At 62.2% G+C, this 24,629-nt stretch carries 24 protein-coding genes; 9 read left to right on the top strand and 15 right to left on the bottom strand.

The window, feature by feature from the left end; translation table 11 throughout:
- Nucleotides 1-98: 98 nt before the first annotated feature.
- On the bottom strand, nucleotides 99-947 hold the full coding sequence (locus tag AC0IYH_RS19235) for a MaoC family dehydratase (RefSeq protein ID WP_471835745.1): 849 nt from the start codon (nucleotides 945-947) through the stop codon (nucleotides 99-101).
- A 2-nt stretch (nucleotides 948-949) separates the two neighbouring features.
- Nucleotides 950-2,293: a 3-oxoacyl-ACP reductase gene (locus tag AC0IYH_RS19230; RefSeq protein WP_471835743.1), complete on the bottom strand. Its 1,344-nt coding sequence runs from the start codon at nucleotides 2,291-2,293 to the stop codon at nucleotides 950-952.
- A gap of 113 nt (nucleotides 2,294-2,406) precedes the next feature.
- Between AC0IYH_RS19230 and AC0IYH_RS19225 the strand changes: the two genes are divergently transcribed.
- Nucleotides 2,407-3,684, top strand: a complete 1,278-nt coding sequence (locus tag AC0IYH_RS19225) for an acetyl-CoA C-acetyltransferase (protein WP_471835741.1) — start codon at nucleotides 2,407-2,409, stop codon at nucleotides 3,682-3,684.
- Between the two features lie 133 nt (nucleotides 3,685-3,817).
- Nucleotides 3,818-4,714 carry a PA4780 family RIO1-like protein kinase gene (locus tag AC0IYH_RS19220; RefSeq protein WP_116627225.1) on the top strand — a complete coding sequence of 299 codons (897 nt, stop codon included), beginning with the start codon at nucleotides 3,818-3,820 and terminating at the stop codon, nucleotides 4,712-4,714.
- 148 nt (nucleotides 4,715-4,862) lie between these two features.
- Here AC0IYH_RS19220 and cueR read toward each other — a convergent pair whose 3' ends face one another.
- The 3 genes from cueR to AC0IYH_RS19205 all read right to left on the bottom strand — a co-directional run bounded on the left by cueR (nucleotide 4,863) and on the right by AC0IYH_RS19205 (nucleotide 7,909).
- Complete coding sequence (cueR, locus tag AC0IYH_RS19215) at nucleotides 4,863-5,264, bottom strand: Cu(I)-responsive transcriptional regulator (RefSeq protein WP_116627224.1); 402 nt, start codon at nucleotides 5,262-5,264, stop codon at nucleotides 4,863-4,865.
- Nucleotides 5,261-7,462: a heavy metal translocating P-type ATPase gene (locus AC0IYH_RS19210; RefSeq protein WP_471835738.1), complete on the bottom strand. Its 2,202-nt coding sequence runs from the start codon at nucleotides 7,460-7,462 to the stop codon at nucleotides 5,261-5,263. Before AC0IYH_RS19210 ends, cueR begins: the two co-directional genes overlap by 4 nt.
- 66 nt (nucleotides 7,463-7,528) lie before the next feature.
- Nucleotides 7,529-7,909: a hypothetical protein gene (locus tag AC0IYH_RS19205; protein WP_116627222.1), complete on the bottom strand. Its 381-nt coding sequence runs from the start codon at nucleotides 7,907-7,909 to the stop codon at nucleotides 7,529-7,531.
- A 147-nt stretch (nucleotides 7,910-8,056) separates the two neighbouring features.
- Here AC0IYH_RS19205 and AC0IYH_RS19200 point away from each other — a divergent pair, with 147 nt between their 5' ends.
- Complete coding sequence (locus AC0IYH_RS19200; protein ID WP_049710182.1) at nucleotides 8,057-8,254, top strand: heavy-metal-associated domain-containing protein; 198 nt, start codon at nucleotides 8,057-8,059, stop codon at nucleotides 8,252-8,254.
- Between the two features lie 84 nt (nucleotides 8,255-8,338).
- A complete protein-coding gene (locus tag AC0IYH_RS19195) occupies nucleotides 8,339-9,532 on the top strand; it encodes a multidrug effflux MFS transporter (RefSeq protein ID WP_116627221.1) in 1,194 nt (397 codons plus the stop codon).
- A gap of 8 nt (nucleotides 9,533-9,540) precedes the next feature.
- Here AC0IYH_RS19195 and AC0IYH_RS19190 read toward each other — a convergent pair whose 3' ends face one another.
- From AC0IYH_RS19190 to AC0IYH_RS19180, 3 genes are all read right to left on the bottom strand, one after another.
- Nucleotides 9,541-9,714, bottom strand: a complete 174-nt coding sequence (locus AC0IYH_RS19190) for an ATP-binding cassette domain-containing protein (RefSeq protein ID WP_163821521.1) — start codon at nucleotides 9,712-9,714, stop codon at nucleotides 9,541-9,543.
- Between the two features lie 145 nt (nucleotides 9,715-9,859).
- Entirely contained in the window at nucleotides 9,860-10,873 is a 1,014-nt protein-coding gene (locus tag AC0IYH_RS19185) for a zinc-binding alcohol dehydrogenase family protein (protein ID WP_471835735.1), read from the bottom strand.
- 26 nt (nucleotides 10,874-10,899) lie between these two features.
- Nucleotides 10,900-11,193, bottom strand: coding sequence for a putative quinol monooxygenase (locus tag AC0IYH_RS19180; RefSeq protein WP_116627219.1), 294 nt, complete (start codon nucleotides 11,191-11,193; stop codon nucleotides 10,900-10,902).
- Nucleotides 11,194-11,310: 117 nt separating this feature from the next.
- Here AC0IYH_RS19180 and AC0IYH_RS19175 point away from each other — a divergent pair, with 117 nt between their 5' ends.
- The gene (locus AC0IYH_RS19175; protein ID WP_116627218.1) at nucleotides 11,311-12,237 is read left to right on the top strand and encodes a LysR family transcriptional regulator; all 927 of its coding nucleotides are present in this window, start codon (nucleotides 11,311-11,313) and stop codon (nucleotides 12,235-12,237) included.
- Between the two features lie 137 nt (nucleotides 12,238-12,374).
- Nucleotides 12,375-13,070, top strand: coding sequence for an ArsR/SmtB family transcription factor (locus tag AC0IYH_RS19170; RefSeq protein ID WP_471835733.1), 696 nt, complete (start codon nucleotides 12,375-12,377; stop codon nucleotides 13,068-13,070).
- Between the two features lie 12 nt (nucleotides 13,071-13,082).
- Here AC0IYH_RS19170 and AC0IYH_RS19165 read toward each other — a convergent pair whose 3' ends face one another.
- Nucleotides 13,083-14,036 carry an adenosine deaminase gene (locus AC0IYH_RS19165; protein WP_116627216.1) on the bottom strand — a complete coding sequence of 318 codons (954 nt, stop codon included), beginning with the start codon at nucleotides 14,034-14,036 and terminating at the stop codon, nucleotides 13,083-13,085.
- Nucleotides 14,037-14,229: 193 nt separating this feature from the next.
- On the opposite strand from AC0IYH_RS19165, the gene AC0IYH_RS19160 reads away from it, so the two are divergent.
- The gene (locus AC0IYH_RS19160; protein WP_116627215.1) at nucleotides 14,230-15,321 is read left to right on the top strand and encodes a calcium:cation antiporter; all 1,092 of its coding nucleotides are present in this window, start codon (nucleotides 14,230-14,232) and stop codon (nucleotides 15,319-15,321) included.
- 63 nt (nucleotides 15,322-15,384) lie between these two features.
- On the opposite strand, the gene AC0IYH_RS19155 is transcribed toward AC0IYH_RS19160, so the two are convergent.
- The 6 genes from AC0IYH_RS19155 to AC0IYH_RS19130 form a co-directional block, all read right to left on the bottom strand.
- A complete protein-coding gene (locus AC0IYH_RS19155) occupies nucleotides 15,385-16,743 on the bottom strand; it encodes an 8-oxoguanine deaminase (RefSeq protein WP_122774723.1) in 1,359 nt (452 codons plus the stop codon).
- A gap of 188 nt (nucleotides 16,744-16,931) precedes the next feature.
- On the bottom strand, nucleotides 16,932-17,618 hold the full coding sequence (locus tag AC0IYH_RS19150; protein ID WP_116627213.1) for an SDR family oxidoreductase: 687 nt from the start codon (nucleotides 17,616-17,618) through the stop codon (nucleotides 16,932-16,934).
- Nucleotides 17,619-17,652: 34 nt separating this feature from the next.
- Nucleotides 17,653-18,234, bottom strand: coding sequence for an IMPACT family protein (locus tag AC0IYH_RS19145; RefSeq protein ID WP_116627212.1), 582 nt, complete (start codon nucleotides 18,232-18,234; stop codon nucleotides 17,653-17,655).
- 11 nt (nucleotides 18,235-18,245) lie between these two features.
- Entirely contained in the window at nucleotides 18,246-18,905 is a 660-nt protein-coding gene (locus AC0IYH_RS19140; protein ID WP_122774721.1) for a TetR/AcrR family transcriptional regulator, read from the bottom strand.
- 87 nt (nucleotides 18,906-18,992) lie between these two features.
- Entirely contained in the window at nucleotides 18,993-20,387 is a 1,395-nt protein-coding gene (locus tag AC0IYH_RS19135; protein ID WP_122774720.1) for a nucleobase:cation symporter-2 family protein, read from the bottom strand.
- Nucleotides 20,388-20,475: 88 nt separating this feature from the next.
- The gene (locus AC0IYH_RS19130; protein WP_116627209.1) at nucleotides 20,476-21,396 is read right to left on the bottom strand and encodes a LysR family transcriptional regulator; all 921 of its coding nucleotides are present in this window, start codon (nucleotides 21,394-21,396) and stop codon (nucleotides 20,476-20,478) included.
- A 125-nt stretch (nucleotides 21,397-21,521) separates the two neighbouring features.
- Here AC0IYH_RS19130 and aptA point away from each other — a divergent pair, with 125 nt between their 5' ends.
- Together aptA and AC0IYH_RS19120 are read left to right on the top strand one after the other, a co-directional pair.
- Nucleotides 21,522-22,871, top strand: a complete 1,350-nt coding sequence (gene aptA, locus AC0IYH_RS19125; protein ID WP_116627208.1) for an omega-aminotransferase AptA — start codon at nucleotides 21,522-21,524, stop codon at nucleotides 22,869-22,871.
- 39 nt (nucleotides 22,872-22,910) lie between these two features.
- Nucleotides 22,911-24,404: a CoA-acylating methylmalonate-semialdehyde dehydrogenase gene (locus AC0IYH_RS19120; protein WP_471835728.1), complete on the top strand. Its 1,494-nt coding sequence runs from the start codon at nucleotides 22,911-22,913 to the stop codon at nucleotides 24,402-24,404.
- Nucleotides 24,405-24,629: the final 225 nt, after the last annotated feature.

Raw genomic sequence — 24,629 nt, 5'->3', positions numbered from 1 at the left:
GATGTATATATTTTATTAATCAATAGCTTGCATAAAAAAACGGACTTCTAGGAAGTCCGTTATAACTTAGAGTGTATATATACAATTAAACACTGTTCTTACGCGATCGGGCGCCACTTGCCGTGCATATGTTCAATATCGCCGCTGCCTTTCAACAACAATTCACCGCTGGAACCGGCGGCACTGGCCAGTAACGTCACTTCGCTGGGTAGGCGCACGGGCTTCTGGAACTCCACCTCTATTTCCAGATTTGCCGCCGGCAGGTGTTCGCCCAAGGCGGCCAGGGTGTGCGCCTTGTTCCACAGCCCATGGGCGATGGCCTGCGGGAATCCGAACAGCTTGGCCGTGAGGGCGCTGAGGTGGATCGGGTTGTAGTCGCCGGACACCCGAGCGTAACGGCGACCGATGTCGGCCGGGGCTTTCCAGCGGGCTACTTCGCTGATCTGCTCGGGGCTGGAAGGCGCATCATCCGTGGCCTCGCCTTCAAGCTTCACGCCGCGACAGAGCATGCGGCTCTCGGCTTCCCACAACAGGCCGAGGGAGTCTTCCGCGCGGGTCACCACCTCGAAGGTCGCGCCCTTGGCGTGGGACTTGAGGTGCTGCGTGTGCACGCTGATAAACAGCTCGCTGATACCGCCCAGCGGGCGATGGACGCGGATGCGGTTGTTGAGGTGCACCAGCCCCAGCAGCGGGAACGGAAACTGTTTATCGGTGAGCAATTGCATCTGCAAACCGAACGCCAGGATATGCGGGTAGGTCGCCGGCAACACCGCGCTGTCGGCAAACCCGCAGACCTTGCGGTACGCCGCCACCGCCTTGGAGTCGATGCCGACCCGGCAGCGCAGGCCCTGCTCGGGCAGGGCCTTGCCGGTGATCTTGCGCTTGAGCGCGGCCCGCCAATACAACGGCGGGAGAAACGGAGTACTGCCCAACGTCTGCCATTGCATGCTTACGCTCCCAATAGACTTTGCCCACACACGCGCAGCGCTTGCCCGCTGACCGCGCCGGAACCCGGCTGGCCCAGCCAGGCCACCGCTTCGGCGACGTCCTGCGGCAAGCCGCCCTGGCCCAGGGAACTCATGCGGCGCCCGGCCTCACGCAGGGCGAATGGAATGTGCGCGGTCATCTGGGTTTCGATAAACCCGGGGGCGACCGCGTTGATGCTGATCCCGCGCTCGCCCAGCAGCGGCGCCCAGGCCTGGGCCAAGCCAATCAACCCGGCCTTGCTCGCCGCGTAGTTGGTTTGCCCACGGTTGCCGGCGATCCCGCTGATTGACGCCAGCAGGACCACGCGCGCGTTGTCGCGCAGGGTGCCGCTGTCGAGCAGTGCCTTGGTCAGCACCTGCGGCGCATTGAGGTTTACCGCCAGCACCGCGTCCCAGTATTCCGGGGTCATGTTGGCCAGGGTTTTGTCGCGGGTGATGCCGGCGTTGTGCACCAGGATATCGAGGCCGTCGGGCAGGTGTTCGATCAACTGGCTGGCGGCGTCTTCGGCGCAGATATCCAGGGCCACGGTGCGTGCACCGAGGCGCGCGGCCAGGGCGTCGAGGTCGGCCTTGGCCTGGGGCACGTCGAGCAGGATCACCTCGGCGCCATCGCGGGCCAGGGTTTCAGCAATGGAGGCGCCAATGCCACGGGCGGCGCCGGTGACCAGCGCCTTGCGCCCGGCGAGGGGCCGGGTCCAGTCCTCGACCGGCGTGGCGCAGGCCTGCAGGCGGATGACCTGACCGGAGATATACGCGCTTTTCGGCGACAGGAAGAAGCGCAGCGCGCCTTCAAGCTGCTCTTCGGCGCCGTCGCCCACGTACAGCAATTGCAACACGCCGCCGTTGCGCAGCTCCTTGGCCAGCGACCGGCTGAAGCCTTCGAGGGCCCGCTGGGCGCTGGCGGCAAACGGGTCTGTGAGGCTTTCCGGGGCGCGGCCGAGGATCACCAGGTGCGCGCTGTTATCGAGGTTTTTCAGCAACGGCTGGAAGAACTCGCGCAGCTGCTTGAGCTGGTCGGTGTGCTGCAACTCGCTGGCATCAAACACTACCGCCTTGAGCTTGGGGCCGTGGCCGGGGATCCAGGTGGATTTCTCGTCGCCGTAGCTATAAGTGGCGTCGGTGAGTTTGTGCGCAAATGCCTGCACCTTGGCCGCCAGCGCGCCGCCGCCCAGCAACAGTGCGCCTTCCACCGGGCGCAGACGCCCGGCTTGCCAGCGTTCCAGGCGTACCGGTGACGGCAGGCCAATGGCGGCGACCAGGCGATGGCCGAGGCTTGAGTTGGCGAAGTCGATATAACGGTCAGACATGGAACGCTCTCCGAAGGCTGGGGTTCAAAGGGTTGACCATCCCAGGGTGGCAGTCGTTCGATCAGCCTAGGCTAGGCTTGATGATTCCACCCACAACCATCAGGGAGCATTTCATGACTCAATTGCGCCGTGTAGCGATCATTGGCGGTAACCGCATTCCGTTCGCCCGTTCCAATGGCCCATACGCCACCGCGAGCAACCAGGCGATGCTCACCGCCGCCCTCGAAGGCCTGATCGAACGCTACAACCTGCACGGCCTGCGCATCGGCGAGGTGGCCGCGGGTGCTGTGCTCAAGCACTCGCGCGACTTCAACCTGACCCGCGAATGCGTGCTGGGCTCGCGATTGTCGCCGCAAACCCCGGCCTACGATATTCAGCAAGCCTGCGGCACCGGGCTGGAAGCGGCCTTGCTGGTGGCCAACAAGATTGCCCTGGGCCAGATTGAGTGCGGGATTGCCGGCGGGGTGGACACCACCTCCGACGCACCCATCGGCGTGAACGAGGGGCTGCGCAAGATCCTGCTGCAAGCCAACCGCAGCAAATCCATGGCGGATAAGTTAAAAGTCCTGTTACAACTTCGCCCCCAGCACCTCAAGCCCGAACTGCCGCGCAATGGCGAGCCGCGCACAGGCTTGTCCATGGGCCAGCATTGCGAGTTGATGGCGCAGACCTGGCAGATCCCCCGCGCCGAGCAGGACCAGCTCGCGCTGGAGAGTCATCAGAAAATGGCCGCCGCCTACGCCGAAGGCTGGCACAACGATTTGCTCACGCCGTTTCTGGGCCTGATCCGCGACAACAACCTGCGCGCCGACCTGACCCTGGAAAAACTCGCCGCGCTCAAACCTGCCTTCGAGCGCAGCGAAAAGGGCACGCTCACCGCCGGCAACTCCACGCCGCTCACCGATGGTGCATCCCTGGTGCTGCTGGGCAGTGAGGCCTGGGCCAAGGAGCGCGGCTTGCCGATCCTGGCGTACCTGCGTGATGGCGAAGCAGCGGCGGTGGATTTCGTCAACGGCGCCGAGGGCCTGTTGATGGCGCCGGTGTATGCGGTGCCGCGCTTGCTGGCGAGGAACGGTCTTACCTTGCAGGACTTCGATTACTACGAGATCCACGAAGCTTTCGCCGCCCAAGTACTGTGCACCCTCAAGGCCTGGGAGGATGCGGACTACTGCAAAACGCGCCTCGGGCTGGACGCGCCGCTGGGTTCCATCGACCGTAGCCGCTTGAACGTGAAGGGCAGCTCCCTGGCAGCCGGGCACCCGTTTGCCGCGACCGGGGGGCGCATCGTCGCCAACCTGGCCAAGTTGCTGGATGCGGCAGGCAAGGGCCGCGGGCTGATTTCGATCTGCGCCGCCGGCGGGCAGGGCGTGACGGCGATCATTGAGCGTTGATTGCGGAAAATTTGGCATATTGGATGCATTCTTGAGTGGTCAGAGGTCGGTAGCCCCTCCCACCGGCGCGCCGATTGCCGTATAACGAGTGCCATACGCGTATTTGGTAATAAAGGACCCACAATAAAAGCTGATGAAGACTCCTAAACGCATTGAACCCCTGATCGAAGACGGTCTGGTCGACGAAGTGCTGCGCCCACTCATGAGTGGTAAAGAAGCAGCTGTTTATGTGGTGCGCTGCGGCAATGAATTGCGTTGCGCCAAGGTTTACAAGGAGGCGAATAAACGAAGTTTTCGTCAGGCATCCGAATACCAGGAAGGCCGTAAAGTCCGTAACAGCCGCCAGGCCCGCGCCATGGCCAAGGGCTCCAAGTTCGGCAAGAAAGAAACCGAAGATGCCTGGCAGAACGCCGAAGTAGCGGCGTTGTTCCGCCTGGCCGGCGCGGGCGTTCGCGTGCCCAAGCCTTACGACTTCCTTGAAGGCGTGCTGCTGATGGAGCTTGTCGCCGACGAGTACGGCGATGCGGCTCCGCGTCTGAACGACGTGACGCTGGAACCGGACCAGGCGCGCGAATACCACGCTTTCCTGATTTCTCAGATCGTGCTGATGCTGTGTACTGGCCTGGTGCACGGTGACCTGTCCGAGTTCAACGTACTGCTCACGCCTACCGGCCCGGTGATCATCGACCTGCCCCAGGCAGTGGATGCGGCGGGCAACAACCACGCGTTCAGCATGCTGGAGCGGGATGTGGGCAACATGGCTTCCTACTTCGGGCGTTTTGCCCCGGAGTTGAAGAAGACCAAGTACGCCAAGGAAATGTGGGCGCTGTACGAAGCCGGTACCTTGCACCCGGCCAGCGTATTGACCGGTGAGTTCGATGAGCCGGAGGAGCTGGCGGACGTGGGCGGTGTGATCCGCGAGATTGAAGCGGCGCGGCTGGATGAAGAGCGCAAGCAGGCGATTCGCGCGGCGGATGATGCGCCAAGCACCAAGACCGCAGAAGAACCGCCGCCGCCTTGGATGCAGTGATCTCCCGGCAAGTGAAGCTCTAAAGTCATTGGAGATCAAAATGTGGGAGGGGGCTTGCTCCCGATAGCGGTGGGTCAGCCAGCTTATTTGTAGCTGACCCACTGCAATCGGGGGCAAGCCCCCTCCCACATTTGTTTTGCGTACACATTTAAGAGCAGCAGTTGCCCGAAGCCAGCTCCTTGAGAATCGGACAATCCGGCCGGTGATCGCCCTGGCAGTGCTCCACCAGGTCCTGCAACGTGTCGCGCAATTGCCCCAGCTCCAGAATCTTCTGGTTCAGCTCATCAATATGCTGGCGCGCCAAAGCCTTCACATCGGCGCTGGCCCGTTGCCGGTCTTGCCACAGGGTCAGCAGCTTGCCGACCTCCTCCAATGAAAATCCCAGATCCCGCGAACGCTTGATAAACGCCAGCGTGTGCAAATCGTCGCTGCCATACACGCGGTAACCGCTGTCGGTACGGTGCGCGGCTTTCAACAGGCCGATGGACTCGTAGTAACGAATCATCTTCGCGCTCAGCCCGCTCTGGCGGGCGGCTTGGCCGATGTTCATGGGTGTTGATCCTCCAATTCCTTGGGTTTCCAGGTTTTCAACAGTAGCGCATTGCTCACCACGCTGACGCTGGACAAGGCCATGGCCGCGCCCGCGAGCACCGGGTTGAGCAGGCCGAAGGCCGCCAGGGGAATGCCGATCAAGTTATACACAAAGGCCCAGAACAGGTTCTGGCGGATTTTTGCGTAGGTCTTGCGGCTGATCTCCAGCGCGGCCGGCACCAGGCGCGGGTCGCCGCGCATCAGGGTGATACCGGCCGCGTGCATGGCCACGTCGGTGCCGCCGCCCATGGCGATGCCGATATCGGCGGCGGCCAGCGCCGGGGCGTCGTTGATGCCGTCGCCGACCATCGCCACCACGCCGGTTTTTTTCAGCTCGGCGACGGTGGCGGCTTTTTCGGCGGGCAGCACTTCGGCGTGCACATCCTTGATGCCCAGCGCCTCGGCGACCACGCGGGCGCTGCCGCGGTTGTCGCCGGTGAGCAAATGGCTGCTGATGTGCTGCGCCGTGAGTTGCTGCACGGCTTGCAGCGCGCCGGGCTTGAGGGTGTCGCCAAAGGCAAACAGCCCCAGCACACGCGGCTGCGCGCCTTGCTCGATCAGCCACGACAAGGTGCGGCCCTCGGCCTCCCAGGCGGTGGCCGAGCCCGCCAGGTTGCCCGCGCTCAAGCCGCTTTCTTCGAGCATGCGGCGGTTGCCGAGGGCCAGTTGCCGGCCGTCGAGGGTGCCGGCGATGCCGCGCCCGGTCAGGGATTGGCTGGCGCTCACGTCCGCCACGGCCAGGCCTTTATTGGCGCAGGCATCCAGCACGGCCTTGGCCAATGGGTGCTCGCTGCCACGCTGCAGGGCGCCGGCTTGTTGCAGCAACAGGGATTCGTTGCCATCCACCGCCGCCAAGTGAGCGATTTTCGGCGCGCCGCAGGTGAGGGTGCCGGTTTTGTCGAACACCACGGCGCTGACGGCATGCGCACGCTCCAGGGCTTCGGCGTCCTTGATCAGAATGCCGTAGCGCGCGGCAACCCCGGTGCCGGCCATGATCGCCGTCGGTGTAGCCAGGCCCAAGGCGCAGGGGCAGGCGATCACCAGCACGGCCACCGCATTGATGATCGCGGTCTCCAGAGGCGCGCCGTACAACCACCAGCCGATCAGGGTGAGCAGGGCCAGCACCAGCACGGCGGGCACGAATACCTGGCTGACTTTATCCACCAGTTTCTGGATCGGTGCCTTGGCGGCCTGGGCGTCTTCCACCAGGCGGGTGATTCGCGCCAATACGCTTTCGGCGCCTAACGCCAGGGTGCGCACCAGCAGGCGGCCCTCGCCATTGATGGCGCCGCCGGTGACGCTGTCGCCTGGCTGCTTGGGCACTGGCAGGCTTTCACCGCTGATCAAGGCTTCGTCGGCGTGGCTCTGGCCTTCCACCACTTCACCGTCCACCGGGAAGCGCTCGCCGGGTTTGACCAGCACCAGGTCATTGAGCTTGAGCGTGTTGATCGCGACGTCCTCTTCACGCCCGCCTTGCACGCGAATCGCGCGCTCCGGGCGCAGGGCTTCAAGGGCGCGGATGGCGCTGGCGGTCTGGCGCTTGGCGCGGCTTTCCAGGTATTTGCCCAGCAGCACCAGAGCGATCACCACCGCCGAGGCTTCGAAATACAGATGCGGCGCCATGCCGGCGTGGGCGGTGAGCCATTCATAGATGCTCAAGCCGTAACCGGCGCTGGTGCCGATGGCCACCAGCAGGTCCATGTTGCCGGCGCCTGCGCGCACGGCTTTCCAGGCGGCGATATAGAAGCGCGCACCGAAGATGAATTGCACCGGCGTGGCCAGGGCGAATTGCACCCAGGCGGGCAGCATCCAATGCAGGCCGAAGGGCTCCACCAGCATCGGCAGCACCAACGGCAAGGCCAACGCAATGGCCAGCAGCAATGCCCAGCGCTCGCGGTGCAGGCGCCGGGATTGGTCGGCGTCGGTGGCGGTTTCGCTTTGGGGGAGGGTGGCGGTGTAGCCGGCCTTGTCGACGGCGGCGATCAAGACGCCGGGGTCCATCTGGCCAAGCACTTCAACGTGGGCGCGTTCGTTGGCCAAGTTGACGGTGACGCGCTGCACCCCCGGCACCTTGCCCAACGCGCGCTCGACCCGCCCGGCACAGGTGGCGCAGGTCATGCCGCTGATGGGCAGGTCAAAGGTGGTGGTTCCATTCATGGGGCAGTCCTCCAGAAGACGTTGCCCCTAGGATCAACCTTGACCTGTGGGTAAGGTCAAGCGCGTTTAATATCCCAGTGCCGCGCCTTTGAGGTACATACCGTCCGGACCCTGGGCGATACGCAATTTGCGTACGTCACCAGCCTTCAATGTGATGTTCTGCGCCGGGGGCGCGAGCATGCCCGGCAGGCAGCCCGGCGACTGGCCCGGCAGCAGCTTCAGACGCAGCGACACGTTACCGGCTGGCAGGTTGAACGAAGTGGACTCCTCCTGGAACAGGCGTCCGGCGAGTTGGTCCTGGATGTACAGGCCGATTTCGCAGGTGGTGGGCACTTCCAGGCGTTCCCTGGAAATAATCAGCACCGCATAGTCTTGATCGGCACTGGCCGAGGGCGCAACGGCAGACAAGCTCATGAGGCCGACAAGGCCAAAAAACGACCAGCGCATGGCGAATGCTCCGTGGTTTGAATCAAAGATGGGTGAAGCTTGGCCGACGCCGCCGCCGAATACCAGCCCGGCAGCAATTCCTGGAACTTGACCTTGCCATCGTGGCAAGGTCCAGGCTGGTTTCAACCTCATCAAAGGAGTCATGTCATGCAAGTATTCAGCGTTGAAGGAATGACCTGCGGCCATTGCGTTCGGGCCGTGACCCAGGCCGTGCAGAGCCAGGATCCGGCGGCCAGTGTGAAGGTCGACCTGGCGGCCAAGGAGGTGGGCGTCGAGAGCCGCTTGTCTGCCGAGCAGGTCATCAGCCTGATCACCGAAGAAGGCTACAGCGCCAAGCTCGCCTGATTTTAATAGTTAGCGAGCTAACTTTATGTTCAAGGCTCCCAAGCGCGGCTAGACTGTCGGGCTGCCGACACACTTGGGTGCCTGATGAACCTTCGCATAATCCTGATTCTGGGTGCCTTGAGCGCCTTCGCGCCGCTGGCGATCGACTTTTACCTGCCGGGCTTTCCGGCCATGGCCACCGCCTTTGCCACCGACGAAAAACATATCCAGCTGACCCTGGCGGTGTATTTCGCCGGGTTGGCCATCGGCCAATTGATCTACGGCCCGCTGGCCGATCGCTTCGGTCGGCGCGGCCCGCTGCTCAGTGGCGTGACCCTGTTTACCCTGGCGTCCTTTGCCTGCGCCTTTGCGCCGACCCTGGAGTGGCTGATTGGCGCGCGCTTTGTGCAGGCCCTGGGCGGTTGCGCGGGCATGGTGATTTCCCGCGCGGTGGTCAGCGACAAATGTGATGCGGTGGGCTCGGCCAAAGTATTTTCCCAACTGATGCTGGTGACCGGCCTGGCGCCGATCCTCGCGCCGCTGGCCGGCGGGCTGATGGTGGGCTTGTGGGGCTGGCAATCGATTTTCCTCGCGCTGTCGCTGTTCAGCGTGATGGCGGCCATTGCCGTGGCGGTCGGCTTGCCGGAAACCTTTCCGGCCCACCAGCCGCGCCAGCCGTTGTCCGGCTCGCTACGCCGCTACTTCGGCTTGCTCTCGGACCGCGTCTACCTCGGCTACGCGCTGACCGGCGCGCTCTCGATTGCCGGGATGTTTGCCTATATCGCCGGTTCACCCTTCGTGTTTATCAAACTCTATGGCGTACCGGCTGAGCATTACGGCTGGGTGTTCGGCTCCAACGCCGCCGGCTTTATCCTGGTGGCGCAAGTCAACGCGCGGTTGCTGGCCAAGCGCGGCCCGGCGTTTCTGCTGTCGCGCTCGGTCTGGGTGTACCTGCTGGCGGGCCTGACACTGCTGGGCATTACCGCCTTGCGCACCGACGCACTGTGGCCGTTGCTGGTGCCGCTGTTTATCTGCATCGCCAGCCTGGGCTGCATTTTGCCCAATACATCGGCCTGCGCCATGAGTGGGCAGGGCGCACGGGCGGGTAGCGCTTCAGCATTGCTGGGTTGCATCCAGTTCGGTGTGGCGGCGGGCGCGGCGTCGTTGGTAGGGGTGTTGCACGATGGCACGGCCATGCCGATGGCAATCGTGATCAGCTTGTGCGGCGTGTTGGCGGTAACGGTGGCCGTGTCGACCCAGCGCCTGCAACGGGCCAGAGCCCTGCAAGCGCAGGTCTGACGTGCGGATCAGCCAGCAGCGGAGTGTTGCTGGCTGACTGGAAAACGGTGCGGCGCCTGAATGCGCGCTTGAAGGGTAGCGACGAAGGCGCGGGCCTCGGCCTCAGTGTGGAAAGTTATGGCCTTTTGATCCAGGCGAACTTCCCACTGGGATTTTGCTAACGCTTTTATCAGGATCTTCATTGCTGACTTCCTCACGTAAAAGAATCGTGGCAAAGGCGGCCAATATAAACCTGAATACGCGCGCAAATATGACAAAGATCAACTCTCTGACTAGCGGTGTCGTCCATTACCCACAGGAATAATGGACGACGCTGACAGACCTCTTTTAGAACCCTTCCAGCACGATCTTCCCCTTGGCCTTGCCGCTTTCCAGCAGCGTGTGGGCGCGGCGCAGGTTCTCGGCGTTGATCACACCGAAGTGCTCGCCCACCGTGGTTTTCAAGGTGCCGGCGTCGATCAGTTCGGCGACGCGGTTGAGCAGGTTGTGCTGTTCGATCATGTCCGGCGTCTCGAACATCGAGCGCGTGTACATGAACTCCCAATGCAGCGACAGGCTCTTGCGCTTGAGCTTGCTCACGTCCAGCGACTTGGGGTCGTCGATCAGTGCGAGCTTGCCCTGGGGTTGCAGAGCTTCCACCAGTTGATCCAAGTGCACGTCGGTCTGGGTCAGGCTGGCGACGTGGGTCACGTGGGCAATACCGGCGCGTTTGAGTTCTTCACTCAGCGGCTGGCTATGGTCGATCACCAGGTCGGCGCCCAGCGCCTTGGCCCACTCTTTGGTTTCCGGGCGTGAGGCGGTGCCGATCACGTTCAGCGCGGTGAGCTGGCTGGCCAACTGGGTCAGGATCGACCCCACACCGCCGGCGGCGCCGACGATCAGCAGGCTCTGGCCTTGATCCTCTTTACCTTCACGCACTTGCAGGCGCTCGAACAGCAGCTCCCAGGCGGTGATGGCGGTCAGCGGCAAAGCGGCCGCTTCGGCAAAACCCAGGCTCTTGGGCATATGGCCGACGATGCGCTCGTCCACCGTGTGCAACTCGCTGTTGCCGCCGGGGCGTACCAGGGAGCCGGCGTAGAACACCTTGTCGCCGGCCTTGAACAGCGTCACTTCGCTGCCGACGGCCTTGACCACGCCGGCGACGTCCCAGCCCAGCACCTTGGCGGCGCCATTTTCCGGGGCGACGTTCTGGCGCACCTTGGTGTCCACCGGGTTGACCGAGATGGCTTTGACTTCCACCAGCAGGTCGCGAGGGCCGGCGACCGGCGCGGGCAGTTCGATGTCTTGCAGGGAGTTTGGATCGGTGATCGGCAGCGAGGCGTAGTAGGCAATGGCTTTCATGGGGACTCCGGAAAAGTGGGCGGTGATCAGGCGAGAAACTTCAGGCGCTTGAGTTCGAAGTGTTCGAGCACATCGGCGGCCTTGGCGCGGAAACTCTGGATATGCGCGCTCTGGTCGTGGTCGGCGAGGGCGGCGTCATCGGCCCAGCGCTCGAGCATGTAGAAGGTCTCGGGGTGTTGCAGGTCCTGGTGCAGGTCGTATTGCTCGCAACCAGCTTCCAGGCGAGTGGGTTCCAGCAGGCCGCGCAGCAGGGTTTCGAGGGTGGCCTGTTGGCCGGGTTTGGCGATCAGCGTGGCGATGACGTTAAAGGCGGTGGACATATTCAACTCCAGACACGTGATGAACGGGATGGGCAGATCATTGGCTATTTCCCGCGAAGATAAAAGCCGCTAAAACAGCAGTCTGTTTCAACAATATTTTGATAATGGGTGGGTTAAATGCTGCGTTTCGATGATTTGCAGTTGTTTGTACGCGCGGCCGACCTGGGCAGCCTGTCGGCCGCCGCGCGGGTCATGGACCTCTCGCCGGCGGTCGCCAGCGCGGCATTGAAGCGCATCGAACAACAGCTCGGCACACGCCTGTTGGCCCGTTCCACCCGCAGCCTGCGCCTCACGGCGGAGGGCGAAGGCTTCCTCGAATACGCGCGGGCGGCGTTGAGTTCGCTGGACGAGGGCCGGCGCTTGTTGGCCAGCGGTCAGGACCATGTCAGCGGCGTGCTGCAGCTGTCGGCCCCCTCGGATTTTGGCCGTAACCAGTTGCTGCCGTGGCTCGATGAGTTCCAGCGCGAGTACCCGCAACTCACCGTGCGCCTGTTGTTGGGCGACCGGATTGCCGACCTGTTCCGCCAACCGGTGGACATTGCCCTGCGCTACGGCGAGCCGGAAGATTCCAGCCTGATCGCGTTGCCGGTTGCGCCGCAGAATGTGCGCGTGCTGTGTGCCGCGCCGAGCTACCTCGCGCGCCACGGCGAGCCCCGGCACCTGGAGCAACTGGCCCAGCACAATTGCCTGCTGTACATGCTCGGCAGCCGGGTGCACGACCATTGGAGTTTCCATGACGGTAAACGCGAAGTCAGCCTGACGGTCAGCGGCGACCGCTTCAGCGACGACGCCGACGTGGTGCGCCGCTGGGCAGTGGCGGGCGTGGGCATTGCCTACAAGTCCTGGCTGGACGTGAGCACCGACGTGCTGGCCGGGCGCCTGCGTTTGATCCTGCCGGAGCTGCGGGGCGAGCGCACGCCGCTGAATCTGTTGTGTGCCCATCGCGCGCAACTGAGTAAACCGATCAACTTGCTGCGGGAAATGCTCGTGTCACGCTGTAAGACATTGACGGCTCAATTGCCGGAGCGTTCAAGCGTGACGTAACTGCCTCCATAAAAGCAGGAAATTTCACTCAGATCCTGTCCCTGCCTGCGCTGTCAGACGGCGCGGAACCGGCGCTTTGCGCCCCTATACTTGGGCGCCAACCGCAGCAGAAAAATGATCAAACAGGGAGTGGATACATGGAAGCAGCACCTTGCATCAGTCAAATCGCCAGCTTGCTCGCCGAGCCCAAACGCATCGCCATGCTCTGGGCGCTGATGGACGGCTCGGCAAAGTCATCGCAAGAACTGGCGACGCTCGCCGGGTTGTCACCGGCTTCGGCGAATGCGCACCTGGCACGCTTGACCGCAGGCGGCTTGTTACGGGTGGAGACGCGTCGCGGCGGCCGGCTGTTTCGCGTGGCAGCCGCCGATGTCAGTTGCGCCGTCGATGCCTTGGCCACCAGCACCATGGCCAGCGCGGCCCGCAGCGCGCCGGATGCTTTACCGCCGGCCCTGGCAGCCCCGCCGTTGCTGCGCCGTGCCCGATGGTGCAATGGGCATCTGGGTGGGGAGTTGGCGGCGCAGTTGTATCAGCGCATGGTGCACGCGGGGTGGATCGATCGTCATGAGCAGCGTACCGACGTCACGCTCAAGGGCACCCAGCGCCTGGCCGCGCTGGGCATTTATACCCAGGCGCTGACGTCGCCGCTGGTGTGCGATTGTTTTGACTGGAGCCAGCAGCAGCCGCACCTGGGTGGCGCGTTGGGGGCGGGGTTGTTACGCCTGTTTTTGCAGTCGAACTGGATCAGCGCGATCAACGAGTCGCGTGCCTTGCTGGTCAGCAGCACAGGGCTATCCGAAATCAACCGGCTGGCTGCTCCCGAACGGCCCTGAGACCGTTGTGACCTAAGGCTTCACCAATCGCGCATCCAGGCTGTTCTGCGCCAGGCGTTTGGCCTGGTCCTGGGTCATGCCCAGGCTGGTGTACAGCGCGTGGAAGTTTTCGGTGACATAACCGCCGAAGTACGCCGGGTCATCCGAGTTCACTGTCACCTTTACGCCACGTTCGAGCATGTCGAGGATGTTGTGCTGGGCCATGTCGTCGAACACACACAGCTTGGTGTTGGACAACGGGCACACGGTCAACGGGATCTGCTCGTCGATGATGCGCTGCATCAGGCGCTCGTCTTCGATGGCACGCACGCCGTGGTCGATACGCTGGATTTTCAGCAGGTCGATGGCTTCCCAGATGTATTCGGGCGGGCCTTCTTCGCCGGCATGGGCCACGGTGAGGAAGCCTTCGTGGCGAGCACGGTCGAACACGCGCTGGAACTTGCTCGGCGGGTGACCCATTTCCGAACTGTCCAGGCCCACGGCCACGAACGCGTCACGGAACGGCAGCGCCTGGTCGAGGGTTTTCTGCGCTTCGTCTTCACTGAGGTGGCGCAGGAAGCTGAGGATCAAACCGCTGGTGATGCCCAGTTGCTGCTCGCCATCCTTGAGTGCAGCGGCGATGCCGTTGAGCACCACTTCGAACGGGATGCCACGGTCGGTGTGGGTCTGCGGGTCGAAGAACGGCTCGGTGTGGATCACGTTCTGCTCTTTGCAGCGCAGCAGGTACGCCCAGGTCAGGTCGTAGAAATCCTGGGAGGTGCGCAGCACATCGGCGCCCTTGTAATACAGGTCGAGAAACTCCTGCAGGTTGTTGAAGGCGTAGGCCTTGCGCAGGGTTTCGACGTCGTTCCACGGCAGCGCAATCTTGTTGCGTTCGGCCAGGGCGAACAGCAACTCGGGCTCCAGCGAACCTTCCAGGTGCAGGTGCAGTTCAGCCTTGGGCAGGGCGTTGAGCCAATCGTACATTTTTAAAATCTCATCAGGTGCAATGGCGGCATTCTACAGGTCATGGCTGAAATAATCGGCAAAACCTGACCGGCAGGAGAGTATTGGTTTAATTCGCGCAAGGGCGGCGTGAACTAAGGTGTAACGAAACGTTAGCAGCGTGCCGTAGTCTGTACCCCATCAATGACCGATTCGCTGTTTGATAAGGCCCGGAATGTTCACATCCCTCAAGCAAGAAAAATTCATGCTACTGGCGCTGATTGCCGCCATCGCCGCCTACCCGCTGGAGCACTGGATGCTCCACAGCGGGCAAATGGTGGCGCTGCTGGCCGGCGTGGTGCTGATCGGCTTTATCGTGGTGGCGTCGATGCGCGTGGCGCACCACGCCGAGCAACTCGCGGAAAAAGTCGGCGACCCCTACGGCACCATGATCCTGACCCTCGCCGCCGTGCTGGTGGAGGTGGTGATCCTGGCGATCATGATGAGCAATGAGCCGTCGCCAACCCTGGTGCGCGACACGATCTACTCGGCGGTAATGCTCGATATCAACGGCATCCTCGGCCTGGCCGCGCTGATGGGCGGCATCAAGCATGGTGAACAGTCCTACAACGATGACTCGGCGCGCACCTACAGCGTGATGATCCTCACCGCCATGGGCGTTTCCATGGTGGTGCCGGAATTCATCCCCGAGGCCGACTGGAAAATTTACTCGGCCTTCACCATCGGCGCGATGGTGGTGCTCTACACCTTGTTCCTGCGTATGCAGGTGGGGCCGCACAGTTACTTTTTCAGCTACAGCTACCCGGAAAAACGCCGCAAGAAACTGCCGGAAGAAGAGCAGGCGCCGCCGGTGAACCTGGCGTTCTCCATCGGCACCCTGGTGTTTGGCGTGATTGTGATTGGCGCGCTGGCCGAGGTGATGTCCAAGACCTTGGACTTGGGCCTGGAAGGCACAGGCGCACCGCCGGTGATCACCGCGATTGTGGTTGCGGCCATTTCGGCGGCGCCGGAGATCCTGACCGCGTTGCGCGCGGCGCTGGCCAACCGCATGCAGTCGGTGGTCAACATTGCACTGGGCGCGTCGCTGTCGACAGTGATTTTGACCGTGCCAGTGATGGAAGCCATGGCGCTCTACACTGGCCAGCCGTTCCAGATGGCGATGACGCCGGTGCAGACCGTGATGGTGTTTATCACGTTGATTGTCAGTGCGATCAACCTTAACGATGGTGAAACCAATGCCATCGAAGGGATGACGCATTTTGTGTTGTTTGCGACATTTATCATGTTGTCGCTATTGGGGTTGTAAGGCCGCAGCAGGGCAAATGTGGGAGGGGGCTTGCCCCCTCCCACATTTTGATCAATGTTTGGCTCAAGTTCCTGCGATCAACTGCCTTGCTGCTTGGCTGTGATCAGCGATTAAGCCTTTGAGGTCCAGGCCTTCCACCTGCCCATCAATAACCCGCCACTCGCCGCCAACCATCACCCGATCCGCCCGATCTGCGCCGCACAGCAGCAGCGCCGAAATCGGATCATGGCTGCCGGAGAAGCGCAGCTCATCGAGTTTGAACAGCGCCAGGTCAGCCTGTTTGCCTACGGCCAATTCGCCGATATCCGTACGCCCCAGCAACTGCGCCGAGCCTTTGGTGGCCCAGCCCAGCACGCCTTCTGGGGTGATCTTTTCCGCGCCGTAGCGCAGGCGCTGGATATACAGGGCCTGGCGCGCTTCGAGAATCATGTTCGACGCATCGTTGGAGGCCGAACCGTCTACGCCCAGGCCGATGGGCGCGCCGGCGGCGAGCAGATCCAGGGTCGGGCAGATGCCGGAGGCCAGGCGCATATTCGAGCTTGGGCAATGGCAGATGCCGGTGCCGGCCGCGCCAAGGCGTGCGATCTCGTCCGGGTTGAAGTGAATGCCGTGGGCCAGCCAGGTGCGCGGGCCGAGCCAGCCGACGCTGTCGAGGTAATCCACGGTGCGCAGGCCGAAGCGTTGCAGGCAGAAGTCTTCTTCGTCGAGGGTTTCCGCCAGGTGGGTGTGTAGGCGCACGTCGAGTTGATTAGCCAGTTCGGCGCTGGCGCGCATGATTTGCGGCGTGACTGAGAACGGCGAGCAGGGCGCCAGGGCGATCTGGATCTGCGCGCCGTCGCCGCGCTCGTGGTATGCGCGGATCAGGCGCTGGCTGTCGTCGAGGATCACCTGGCCCTCTTGCACTGTCTGCTGCGGCGGCAGGCCACCGTCGGCTTCGCCAAGGCTCATGGAGCCGCGGGTGAGCATGGCGCGCATGCCCAATTCGCGCACGCTTTCTACCTGCACATCGATGGCGTTTTCCAGGCCGTCGGGGAACAGGTAATGGTGATCGGCCGCCGTGGTGCAGCCCGACAAGAGCAACTCGGCGAGCGCGACTTTCGTCGCCAGGGCGAGTTTTTCCGGGGTCAGCCGCGCCCATACCGGGTACAGGGTTTTCAGCCACGGAAACAACGGCTGATTGACCACTGGCGCCCAGGCGCGGGTCAGGGTTTGGTAGAAGTGATGGTGGGTGTTGATCAGCCCGGGCAGGATCACATGCTCGCGGGCATCGAACACCTGTGCACAGGGCACGGCAGGTTCGCGGCCCCAGCCCAGCACTTCGGTGATCACACCGTCTTGCAGTACCAGGCCGCCACGGGCGTCGAGGCCATTGGCAGTGAAAATCGCGAGGGGGTTTTTTAACCAGATACGGGTCGCAGGCATTGGCCGGCTCCTCTGAATGATGGGTTCAGGTTTGCCAGCTCAGTGTTGCCCTGTCTGCTGATCCAGGGTCGCCGGGGAGGGCGAGGGCGTTAGATTACGTGTAGTCCGAGAGCTAGTCTACGGTAGGGGAATTGACGCGATCAGTGTGGGAGGGGGCTTGCCCCCTCCCACATTTTGATCAGCAGCATTTACCAGGCGATGGTGTCGCCCTTGTAGTCCACAAAGTGATGGCCGCCCTTGCCGGTGTAGGCATTCACCTGGTCCACCAGGCCGCGCACGCTGGTGTCTACATCGATATGCGCGTTTTCGCCGCCCATATCGGTTTTCACCCAGCCCGGGTGCAGCGACAGCACGGTCAACTTGTGATCACCCAGTTGGGTAATAAAGCTGTTGGTCATCGAGTTGAGTGCGGCCTTGCTCGCCTTGTATAACGCCAGGTCGGAGCCGTCGGGGATGGTCACGCTGCCCAGCACCGAACTCATGAAGGCCAGCACGCCGCTGTCCTTGCGGATCTGCCCGACAAAACGCTGGGCCAGGTTGATCGGCGCTACGGCGTTGGTGAAGAACAGTTGGCCGACTTCCGCCAGGGTGGCGTGGCCAGGCTCCTGGTTGGCCGGGCCCTTGACGCCGGCGTTGACGAACAGCAGGTCGAAGGTGCGGTCCTTGAGGCGCTGGTTCAGGGCGATCACGGCTTGCTGATCGTCCATGTCGAGCTTCTCGATCTGCACCGGGCCCACGGCTTTCAAGGCATCGGCTTTGCTGGGGTCACGCACGGTGGCGGTCACGTCCCAGCCGTCCTCGAGCAATTGTTTGACCAGGCCAAGGCCCAGGCCGCGCGAGGCGCCGATGATCAGTGCGGTTTTTGGCGTAGACATGAAAAGCTTCCTTTGGAGTCGCGGTTCAGGGAGTTCAACGTTGTAGCAGGATACGCCCACGGCTGAGGTCGGCGAGTTGAATTTGCAGGGTGTCGATGTGCGCTTCGCCCAGGGCGAGTTGTAGCTCGACGCCGTTGGCGGTGAAGGATTCTTCCACCACCAGCCCACCGAGTTCGGCAACGCGCAGCTTGACCAGGTTCAATTCGGAAAACCCGCAGGCGCAACTCAAGGGCACACGGCTGATCAATTCGATGCGTTCGGCAGTCTGCAGGCATTTGTTGGCGCCGCCGCCGTAGGCACGGGCGAGGCCGCCGGTGCCCAGTTGGATGCCGCCGTACCAGCGAATCACCAGCACCGCGACTTGATCAAACCCCTGCGCCTCGATGGCCGCCAGGATCGGTCGGCCAGCGGTGCCGCCAGGTTCGCCGTCGTCATTGCTGCGGTATTGATCGGCCAGTTTCCAGGCCCAGCAGTTGTGCGTGGCGTTCAAATCACTGTGTTGCTCGAAAAACGCCTGGGCATCCTGCGCGCTGGTGATCGGTGCGGCGAGGGTGATAAAGCGGCTTTTGCGTATTTCTTCGCGAAACTCGCAAAGACCGGTGAGCGTGAAAGGCATAAGTCCCGTCTTCAGTAGGCTGGCTTGATGCCGCAGCCCTTGAGAATGATGTGGATCAGGTTGGTGCCGGCGTCTTCCATGTCCTGCTTGGTCAGCTTGGTGCGACCGGTGACGCGGCAGATCTGGGTGGCGAAGTCGGCATAGTGCTGGGTACTGCCCCACAGCAGGAAGATCAGGTGTACCGGGTCGATGGGGTCCATCTTGCCCGCATCCATCCAGGCCTGGAAAACCGCGGCACGGCCGCTGAACCAGGCGCGGTAGTCCTGGCTGAAATATTCGGTAAGGCATTCACCGCCGCTGATGATCTCCATGGCGAAGATGCGCGAGGCCTGGGGCTGGCGCCGGGAAAACTCCATCTTGGTGCGAATGTAGCGGGTCAGCGCTACAGCGGGGTCGTCGTCGGCGGTCAGGGCGTTGAAGGTGCTGTCCCACAATTCCAGGATATTGCTGAGCACTGCGATGTACAGGCCCAGCTTGTTGGTGAAGTAGTAGTGCAGGTTCGCCTTCGGCAGCCCGGCACTGGCCGCGATGGTGTTCATGCTGGTGCCTTTGTAGCCATGGCGCGCGAACTCATCCTCAGCCGCCTGGAGAATCGCTTGTTCGTTCTTTTGCCGAATGCGGCTGGCAGGTTTACCGGCGGGGTTGCTGTGGGCAGGAACTTCGAGGCTCATGGAGGTTTCCGTGCTGATCGATGATGGCGACGTGTGCACAGATAACCCACCCTCAAGCCCCAGACAAGTCCCGATGCAATAAAACCGTCAAAGCGATTCCAGGCTGTCGTTTTCCGACGTGCGGTTTGCGGCAGCCGAGGTCATTTTGGCTTCCGGCAACAACAGACACAACACAATGGCCGTAAGCCCGCCGCTGGTGATGGCCGAGTCGAACAGGTTTTGCACCAGGGTGGGCATCAAGTGCAGCAGGTTCGGTTGGGCGGCGATGCCCAGGCCGACGCCGAACGAGGTGGCAATAATCAGCATGCTGCGGCGGTCCAGCGGCGCCTGGGCGAGGATACGCACGCCGGCGGCGGCCACACTGCCGAACATCACCAGGGTCGCACCGCCCAACACCGGTTTGGGGATTTGCTGCAGCACGGCGCCAATCAGCGGAAACAAACCGAGACAGAACAACACCACGCCGATATATAAGCCCACGTAACGGCTGGCCACGCCGGTGAGCTGGATCACACCGTTGTTCTGCGCGAACGTGGTGTTGGGGAAGGCGCTGAAGGTGGCGGCAATCATGCAGCTCACGCCATCGCCGAGTACGCCGCCCTTGAGTCGGCTTATATAAGAAGGGCCGCTGATGGGTTGGCGCGCGATCATGCAGTTGGCGGTCAGGTCACCTACGGTCTCGATGCTGCTGATCAGATAAATCAGCGCGACGGGTAGGAAAGCACTCCAGTCGAAGTTGAAACCGAAGCGGAACGGGATCGGCAGGCTGACTAGAGGCAGGTCGGGCAGGGCCTGGGGCACCAGCTTGCCGCTGAACCACGCCGCTACACTGCCGACGGCCAGGCCGATAATGATTGCCGACAGGCGCACCCATGGGGTGTTCGAGCGGTTGAGCAGGATGATTGTCAGCACCACGAACAGGCCCAGCGCCAGGTTGGTGGGCGCGCCGAAGTCCGGCGCATTGAAGCCGCCGCCGAGGTCAGTGATGCCGACTTTGATCAGGCTGATGCCGATCAGCGTGATCACAATGCCGGTCACCAGCGGTGTGATGACCCGGCGCAATTGCCCGATAAAGCGGCTCAGCACGATTTGCACCGCGGCACCGAAAAAGCACACGCCGAAGATCATCGCCAGGATGTCTTCCGGGCTGCCGCCACGTTGCTTGACCAGGAACCCCGCCGACAACACCGCGCCAAGAAACGCAAAGCTGGTGCCTTGCAGGCAGATCATGCCGGCGCCGATGCCAAACGGCCTGCGTGCCTGGATGAAGGTTCCTACGCCGGACACCATCAACGCCATGCTGATGAGGTAGGGCAGGTGGGCGGTCAGGCCGAGGGTGGAGCCGATAATCAGCGGCGGGGTGATGATGCCGACGAAGGCCGCCAGCACATGCTGCAGGGCAGCCAATAACGCGGCTGCGGGTTTGGGCCGGTCGTTGAGGCCGTAGATCAGGTCGCTGGGGCTGGTGGATTCTGGTGGCATGGCGAGTTAACTCGAGGCGGACGGTTCAAGGTCCTTGCACCCTTGCAAAAAGCTGTCCAGTTGCTCAGCTTTTTGCGTGAGGCCCGAGTTAGCGCGTTGCGGCCAGACTTTCCAGGAAACTTTCCAGCACCAAATGGGGGCGGCGACCTTTGCGCGTGACCGATGCCAGGCTTAAATCGTAAAAACGCGTAGCCGATTTCAGCGCGCGAAGTCGGCCTTGTTGCACCCACAGACTGGCGTAGTGGTCGGGCAGGTAGCCGATATAACGCCCGGTAAGGATCAGGAAAGCCATGCCTTCGCGGTCCGAGGCACTGGCGGTGCAGTTGAGCGCCTGGTAATGGGCCTGGATCTCGGCGGGCAGGCGGAAGGTCGGGGCGATGGCGTCCTGGCTGTTGATGCGCTCGTCGCCCAATTGCTTGTCGTCGGCGTAGAACAGGGGGTGGCCAACCGCGCAGTAGAGCAGCGAGCGTTCGCTGTACAGCGGCTGGTATTCGAGCCCCGACAGAGCGCTGGCCTGGGGCACCACGCCCACATGCAGGCGGCCGTCGAGTACGCCTTGTTCGACTTCGTTGGGCGCGATCATGCGGATCTGGATCTGCACGTCCGGCCCGCGTTCCTTCAATTGTGCCAGGGCGTGGGTGATGCGCATGTGGGGCAGGGTGACCAGGTTGTCGGTGAGGCCGATGATCAGCTCACCGCGCAGGTGTTGGTGCAGGCCGTTGACCTCAGTACGAAAACTTTCCAGCGCACTCAGTAGCTGCAGCGCCGACTGGTAGACCTCGCGGCCTTCTTCGGTCAGCGAGAACCCGGCGCGGCCGCGTTGGCACAGCCGTAAACCGAGGCGCTGCTCCAGGTCGCTCATCTGCTGGCTGATAGCCGAGCGGCCGATGCCGAGCACAGTCTCCGCCGCCGAGAACCCGCCGCATTCGACCACGCTGCGAAAGATGCGCAGCAGGCGGATATCGAAGTCGCTGACTTGGGCCAGTGGGTCGGGTCGACGGCTGCTCATAGTTTAGTGAAGGCCTGACTGAAGGTTAGAAGAGTTGAATTTCATCGACTTTATCCCCGTGGCAATTTAGCTGCAAGAACGCTTTTCAATCCCGACGCTGCCTTTTGCCCTGCGAGGTTTTGCTGATGAACATGCCCGAAAACGCCCCTTCGTCCCTGGCCAGCCAACTCAAGTTGGATGCCCACTGGATGCCCTACACCGCCAACCGAAACTTCCAGCGTGACCCGCGCCTGATCGTCGGCGCCGAAGGTAGCTGGTTGATCGATGACAAGGGGCGTCGGGTCTACGATTCGTTGTCGGGCCTGTGGACCTGCGGCGCCGGGCACACCCGCAAGGAGATCCAGGAAGCGGTGGCCAAGCAACTCGGCACCCTGGACTACTCCCCAGGCTTCCAATACGGTCATCCGTTGTCCTTTCAACTGGCGGAAAAGATCACCGACCTGACCCCAGGTAACCTCAACCATGTGTTCTTCACCGACTCCGGCTCCGAGTGCGCCGATACGGCGGTGAAGATGGTGCGCGCGTACTGGCGTCTAAAAGGCCAGGCCACCAAGACCAAGATGATTGGCCGTGCCCGTGGTTACCACGGCGTAAACATCGCCGGTACCAGCCTGGGCGGTGTGAACGGTAACCGTAAGATTTTTGGTCAGGGATTGATGGATGTTGACCACCTGCCGCATACCCTGCTGGCCAGCAATGCCTTCTCCCGTGGCATGCCGGAGTTGGGCGGTATCGCCTTGGCCGATGAGCTGCTCAAGCTGATCGAGTTGCATGACGCTTCCAACATTGCGGCGGTGTTTGTTGAACCGATGGCCGGCTCGGCTGGCGTGCTGGTGCCGCCACAGGGTTACCTCAAGCGCCTGCGTGAAATCTGCGATCAACACAACATCTTGTTGGTGTTCGACGAAGTGATCACCGGTTTCGGCCGTACCGGCTCGATGTTCGGCGCCGACAGCTTCGGCGTGACCCCGGACCTGATGTGTATCGCCAAGCAAGTCACCAACGGCGCGATCCCGATGGGCGCCGTGATTGCCAGCAGCGAGATCTACCAGACCTTCATGAACCAGGCGACGCCGGAGTACGCAGTGGAATTCCCCCACGGCTACACCTACTCGGCACATCCGGTGGCGTGCGCAGCTGGCCTGGCGGCATTGGACTTATTGCAGAAGGAAAACCTGGTGCAGAGCGTAGCCGAAGTCGCTCCGCACTTTGAGAATGCGCTGCACGGCTTGAAGGGCAGCAAGAACGTGATCGACATTCGTAACTACGGCCTGGCCGGTGCGATCCAGATTGCGCCGCGTGATGGCGATGCCATCGTGCGTCCATTCGAGGCCGGCATGGCCTTGTGGAAAGCCGGTTTCTACGTGCGCTTTGGCGGTGACACCCTGCAATTCGGGCCAACCTTCAACAGCAAGCCGCAGGACCTGGATCGTCTGTTCGACGCGGTCGGCGAAGTGCTGAACAAAATCGACTGATTTCTCCTTCTATATAGAACAACTTTTCAGGAGCCCTGCATGAGCGTTATTCAGCATTTGATCAATGGCCAGATGGTCAGCGACAGCGGCCGCACTGCCGATGTGTACAACCCGTCGACTGGCCAGGTGATCCACCAGGTGCCGCTGGCCAGTCGCGAAACCATTCAAAGCGCGATTGATTCGGCCAAGGCGGCGTTCCCGGCATGGCGCAACACCCCGGCGGCCAAGCGCGCCCAGGTGATGTTTCGTTTCAAGCAATTGCTGGAGCAGAACGAAGCGCGTATCTCACAATTGATCAGCGAAGAACACGGCAAGACGCTGGAAGACGCCGCCGGTGAACTCAAGCGTGGCATCGAGAACGTGGAGTACGCGTGCTCGGCGCCGGAGATTCTCAAGGGCGAGTACAGCCGCAACGTGGGCCCGAACATTGATGCCTGGTCGGATTTCCAGCCGTTGGGCGTGGTGGCGGGCATTACCCCGTTCAACTTCCCGGCGATGGTGCCGCTGTGGATGTACCCGCTGGCGATTGTCTGCGGTAACTGTTTCATCCTCAAACCATCGGAGCGCGATCCAAGCTCGACGCTGTTGATTGCGCAACTGCTGCAGGAAGCCGGTCTGCCGAAAGGCGTGTTGAGCGTGGTGCACGGTGACAAGGGCGCGGTGGATGCGTTGATCGAAGCGCCGGAATTGAAAGCATTGAGCTTCGTGGGCTCGACGCCGATTGCCGAGTACATCTATTCCGAGGCGACCAAGCGCGGCAAACGCGTGCAGGCGCTGGGCGGGGCGAAGAACCATGCCGTGCTGATGCCGGATGCGGACCTCGATAACGCCGTCAGCGCACTGATGGGTGCCGCCTATGGTTCCTGCGGTGAGCGTTGCATGGCGATCTCGGTGGCGGTGTGCGTGGGTGATCAGGTGGCGGATGCATTGATCGCCAAGCTGGTCCCGCAGATCAAGGCGCTGAAGATTGGTGCGGGCACAACCTGTGGCCTGGACATGGGGCCGCTGGTGACGGGGCAGGCGCGCGATAAGGTCAGCGGCTATATCGAAGACGGTGTGGCGGCGGGCGCTGAGCTGGTGGTCGACGGCCGCGGTTTGAGTGTTACCGGGCATGAAGAAGGCTTCTTCCTGGGCGGCAGCCTGTTTGATCGCGTGACGCCTGAGATGCGCATCTATAAGGAAGAGATCTTCGGGCCGGTGTTGTGTGTGGTCCGAGTTGATAGCCTGGAAGCGGCAATGCAGCTGATCAACGATCATGAGTACGGTAACGGCACCTGCATCTTTACCCGTGACGGTGAGGCTGCGCGGCTGTTCTGTGACGAGATTGAGGTGGGTATGGTCGGTGTCAACGTTCCACTACCGGTGCCTGTGGCGTATCACAGCTTTGGCGGCTGGAAGCGCTCGCTGTTTGGTGACTTGCATGCCTATGGGCCGGATGGGGTGCGTTTCTACACCCGTCGCAAGGCGATTACTCAGCGTTGGCCGCAACGGGCCAGCCATGAAGCGTCGCAGTTTGCCTTTCCTAGTTTGTAAGGCGCTGTAGCAGAAGGCCGGCCCCTTGGGGCCGGCTTTTGCGTTTTTGAAGGTTTTTTGACCGATATGACAGAAATATGAAAGTAGTGGTTGACGGCGATTTATATCTGTCTATAATTCGCCCCACTTCCGGCGCAGTCGAAACGGAAAACTCCTTGGTAAACAACGAGTTATGATGTTTTCGTCAGCAAGTTGCTTCAGCTCATCGAAGCCAAAAGGAAGTTG

The organism is Pseudomonas sp. AC463 (assembly GCF_979253585.1).
Note: the sequence above shows the minus strand (reverse complement) of the source record. Positions and strands in the feature narration are given on the sequence as shown.

Bases quoted from the DNA above. Each gene is read 5' to 3' on its own strand.
- AC0IYH_RS19150 (WP_116627213.1), bottom strand. From the start codon at position 17,618: ATGTCTACGCCAAAAACCGCACTGATCATCGGCGCCTCGCGCGGCCTG.
- AC0IYH_RS19130 (WP_116627209.1), bottom strand. From the start codon at position 21,396: ATGAGCAGCCGTCGACCCGACCCACTGGCCCAAGTCAGCGACTTCGAT.
- AC0IYH_RS19225 (WP_471835741.1), top strand. From the start codon at position 2,407: ATGACTCAATTGCGCCGTGTAGCGATCATTGGCGGTAACCGCATTCCG.
- AC0IYH_RS19185 (WP_471835735.1), bottom strand. From the start codon at position 10,873: ATGAAAGCCATTGCCTACTACGCCTCGCTGCCGATCACCGATCCAAAC.
- AC0IYH_RS19200 (WP_049710182.1), top strand. From the start codon at position 8,057: ATGCAAGTATTCAGCGTTGAAGGAATGACCTGCGGCCATTGCGTTCGG.
- AC0IYH_RS19180 (WP_116627219.1), bottom strand. From the start codon at position 11,193: ATGTCCACCGCCTTTAACGTCATCGCCACGCTGATCGCCAAACCCGGC.
- AC0IYH_RS19220 (WP_116627225.1), top strand. From the start codon at position 3,818: ATGAAGACTCCTAAACGCATTGAACCCCTGATCGAAGACGGTCTGGTC.
- AC0IYH_RS19175 (WP_116627218.1), top strand. From the start codon at position 11,311: ATGCTGCGTTTCGATGATTTGCAGTTGTTTGTACGCGCGGCCGACCTG.
- AC0IYH_RS19170 (WP_471835733.1), top strand. From the start codon at position 12,375: ATGGAAGCAGCACCTTGCATCAGTCAAATCGCCAGCTTGCTCGCCGAG.
- AC0IYH_RS19120 (WP_471835728.1), top strand. From the start codon at position 22,911: ATGAGCGTTATTCAGCATTTGATCAATGGCCAGATGGTCAGCGACAGC.
- AC0IYH_RS19155 (WP_122774723.1), bottom strand. From the start codon at position 16,743: ATGCCTGCGACCCGTATCTGGTTAAAAAACCCCCTCGCGATTTTCACT.
- AC0IYH_RS19195 (WP_116627221.1), top strand. From the start codon at position 8,339: ATGAACCTTCGCATAATCCTGATTCTGGGTGCCTTGAGCGCCTTCGCG.
- AC0IYH_RS19145 (WP_116627212.1), bottom strand. From the start codon at position 18,234: ATGCCTTTCACGCTCACCGGTCTTTGCGAGTTTCGCGAAGAAATACGC.
- cueR (WP_116627224.1), bottom strand. From the start codon at position 5,264: ATGAACATCGGCCAAGCCGCCCGCCAGAGCGGGCTGAGCGCGAAGATG.
- AC0IYH_RS19205 (WP_116627222.1), bottom strand. From the start codon at position 7,909: ATGCGCTGGTCGTTTTTTGGCCTTGTCGGCCTCATGAGCTTGTCTGCC.
- AC0IYH_RS19235 (WP_471835745.1), bottom strand. From the start codon at position 947: ATGCAATGGCAGACGTTGGGCAGTACTCCGTTTCTCCCGCCGTTGTAT.
- AC0IYH_RS19230 (WP_471835743.1), bottom strand. From the start codon at position 2,293: ATGTCTGACCGTTATATCGACTTCGCCAACTCAAGCCTCGGCCATCGC.
- AC0IYH_RS19135 (WP_122774720.1), bottom strand. From the start codon at position 20,387: ATGCCACCAGAATCCACCAGCCCCAGCGACCTGATCTACGGCCTCAAC.
- AC0IYH_RS19190 (WP_163821521.1), bottom strand. From the start codon at position 9,714: ATGAAGATCCTGATAAAAGCGTTAGCAAAATCCCAGTGGGAAGTTCGC.
- AC0IYH_RS19160 (WP_116627215.1), top strand. From the start codon at position 14,230: ATGTTCACATCCCTCAAGCAAGAAAAATTCATGCTACTGGCGCTGATT.
- aptA (WP_116627208.1), top strand. From the start codon at position 21,522: ATGAACATGCCCGAAAACGCCCCTTCGTCCCTGGCCAGCCAACTCAAG.
- AC0IYH_RS19165 (WP_116627216.1), bottom strand. From the start codon at position 14,036: ATGTACGATTGGCTCAACGCCCTGCCCAAGGCTGAACTGCACCTGCAC.
- AC0IYH_RS19140 (WP_122774721.1), bottom strand. From the start codon at position 18,905: ATGAGCCTCGAAGTTCCTGCCCACAGCAACCCCGCCGGTAAACCTGCC.
- AC0IYH_RS19210 (WP_471835738.1), bottom strand. From the start codon at position 7,462: ATGAATGGAACCACCACCTTTGACCTGCCCATCAGCGGCATGACCTGC.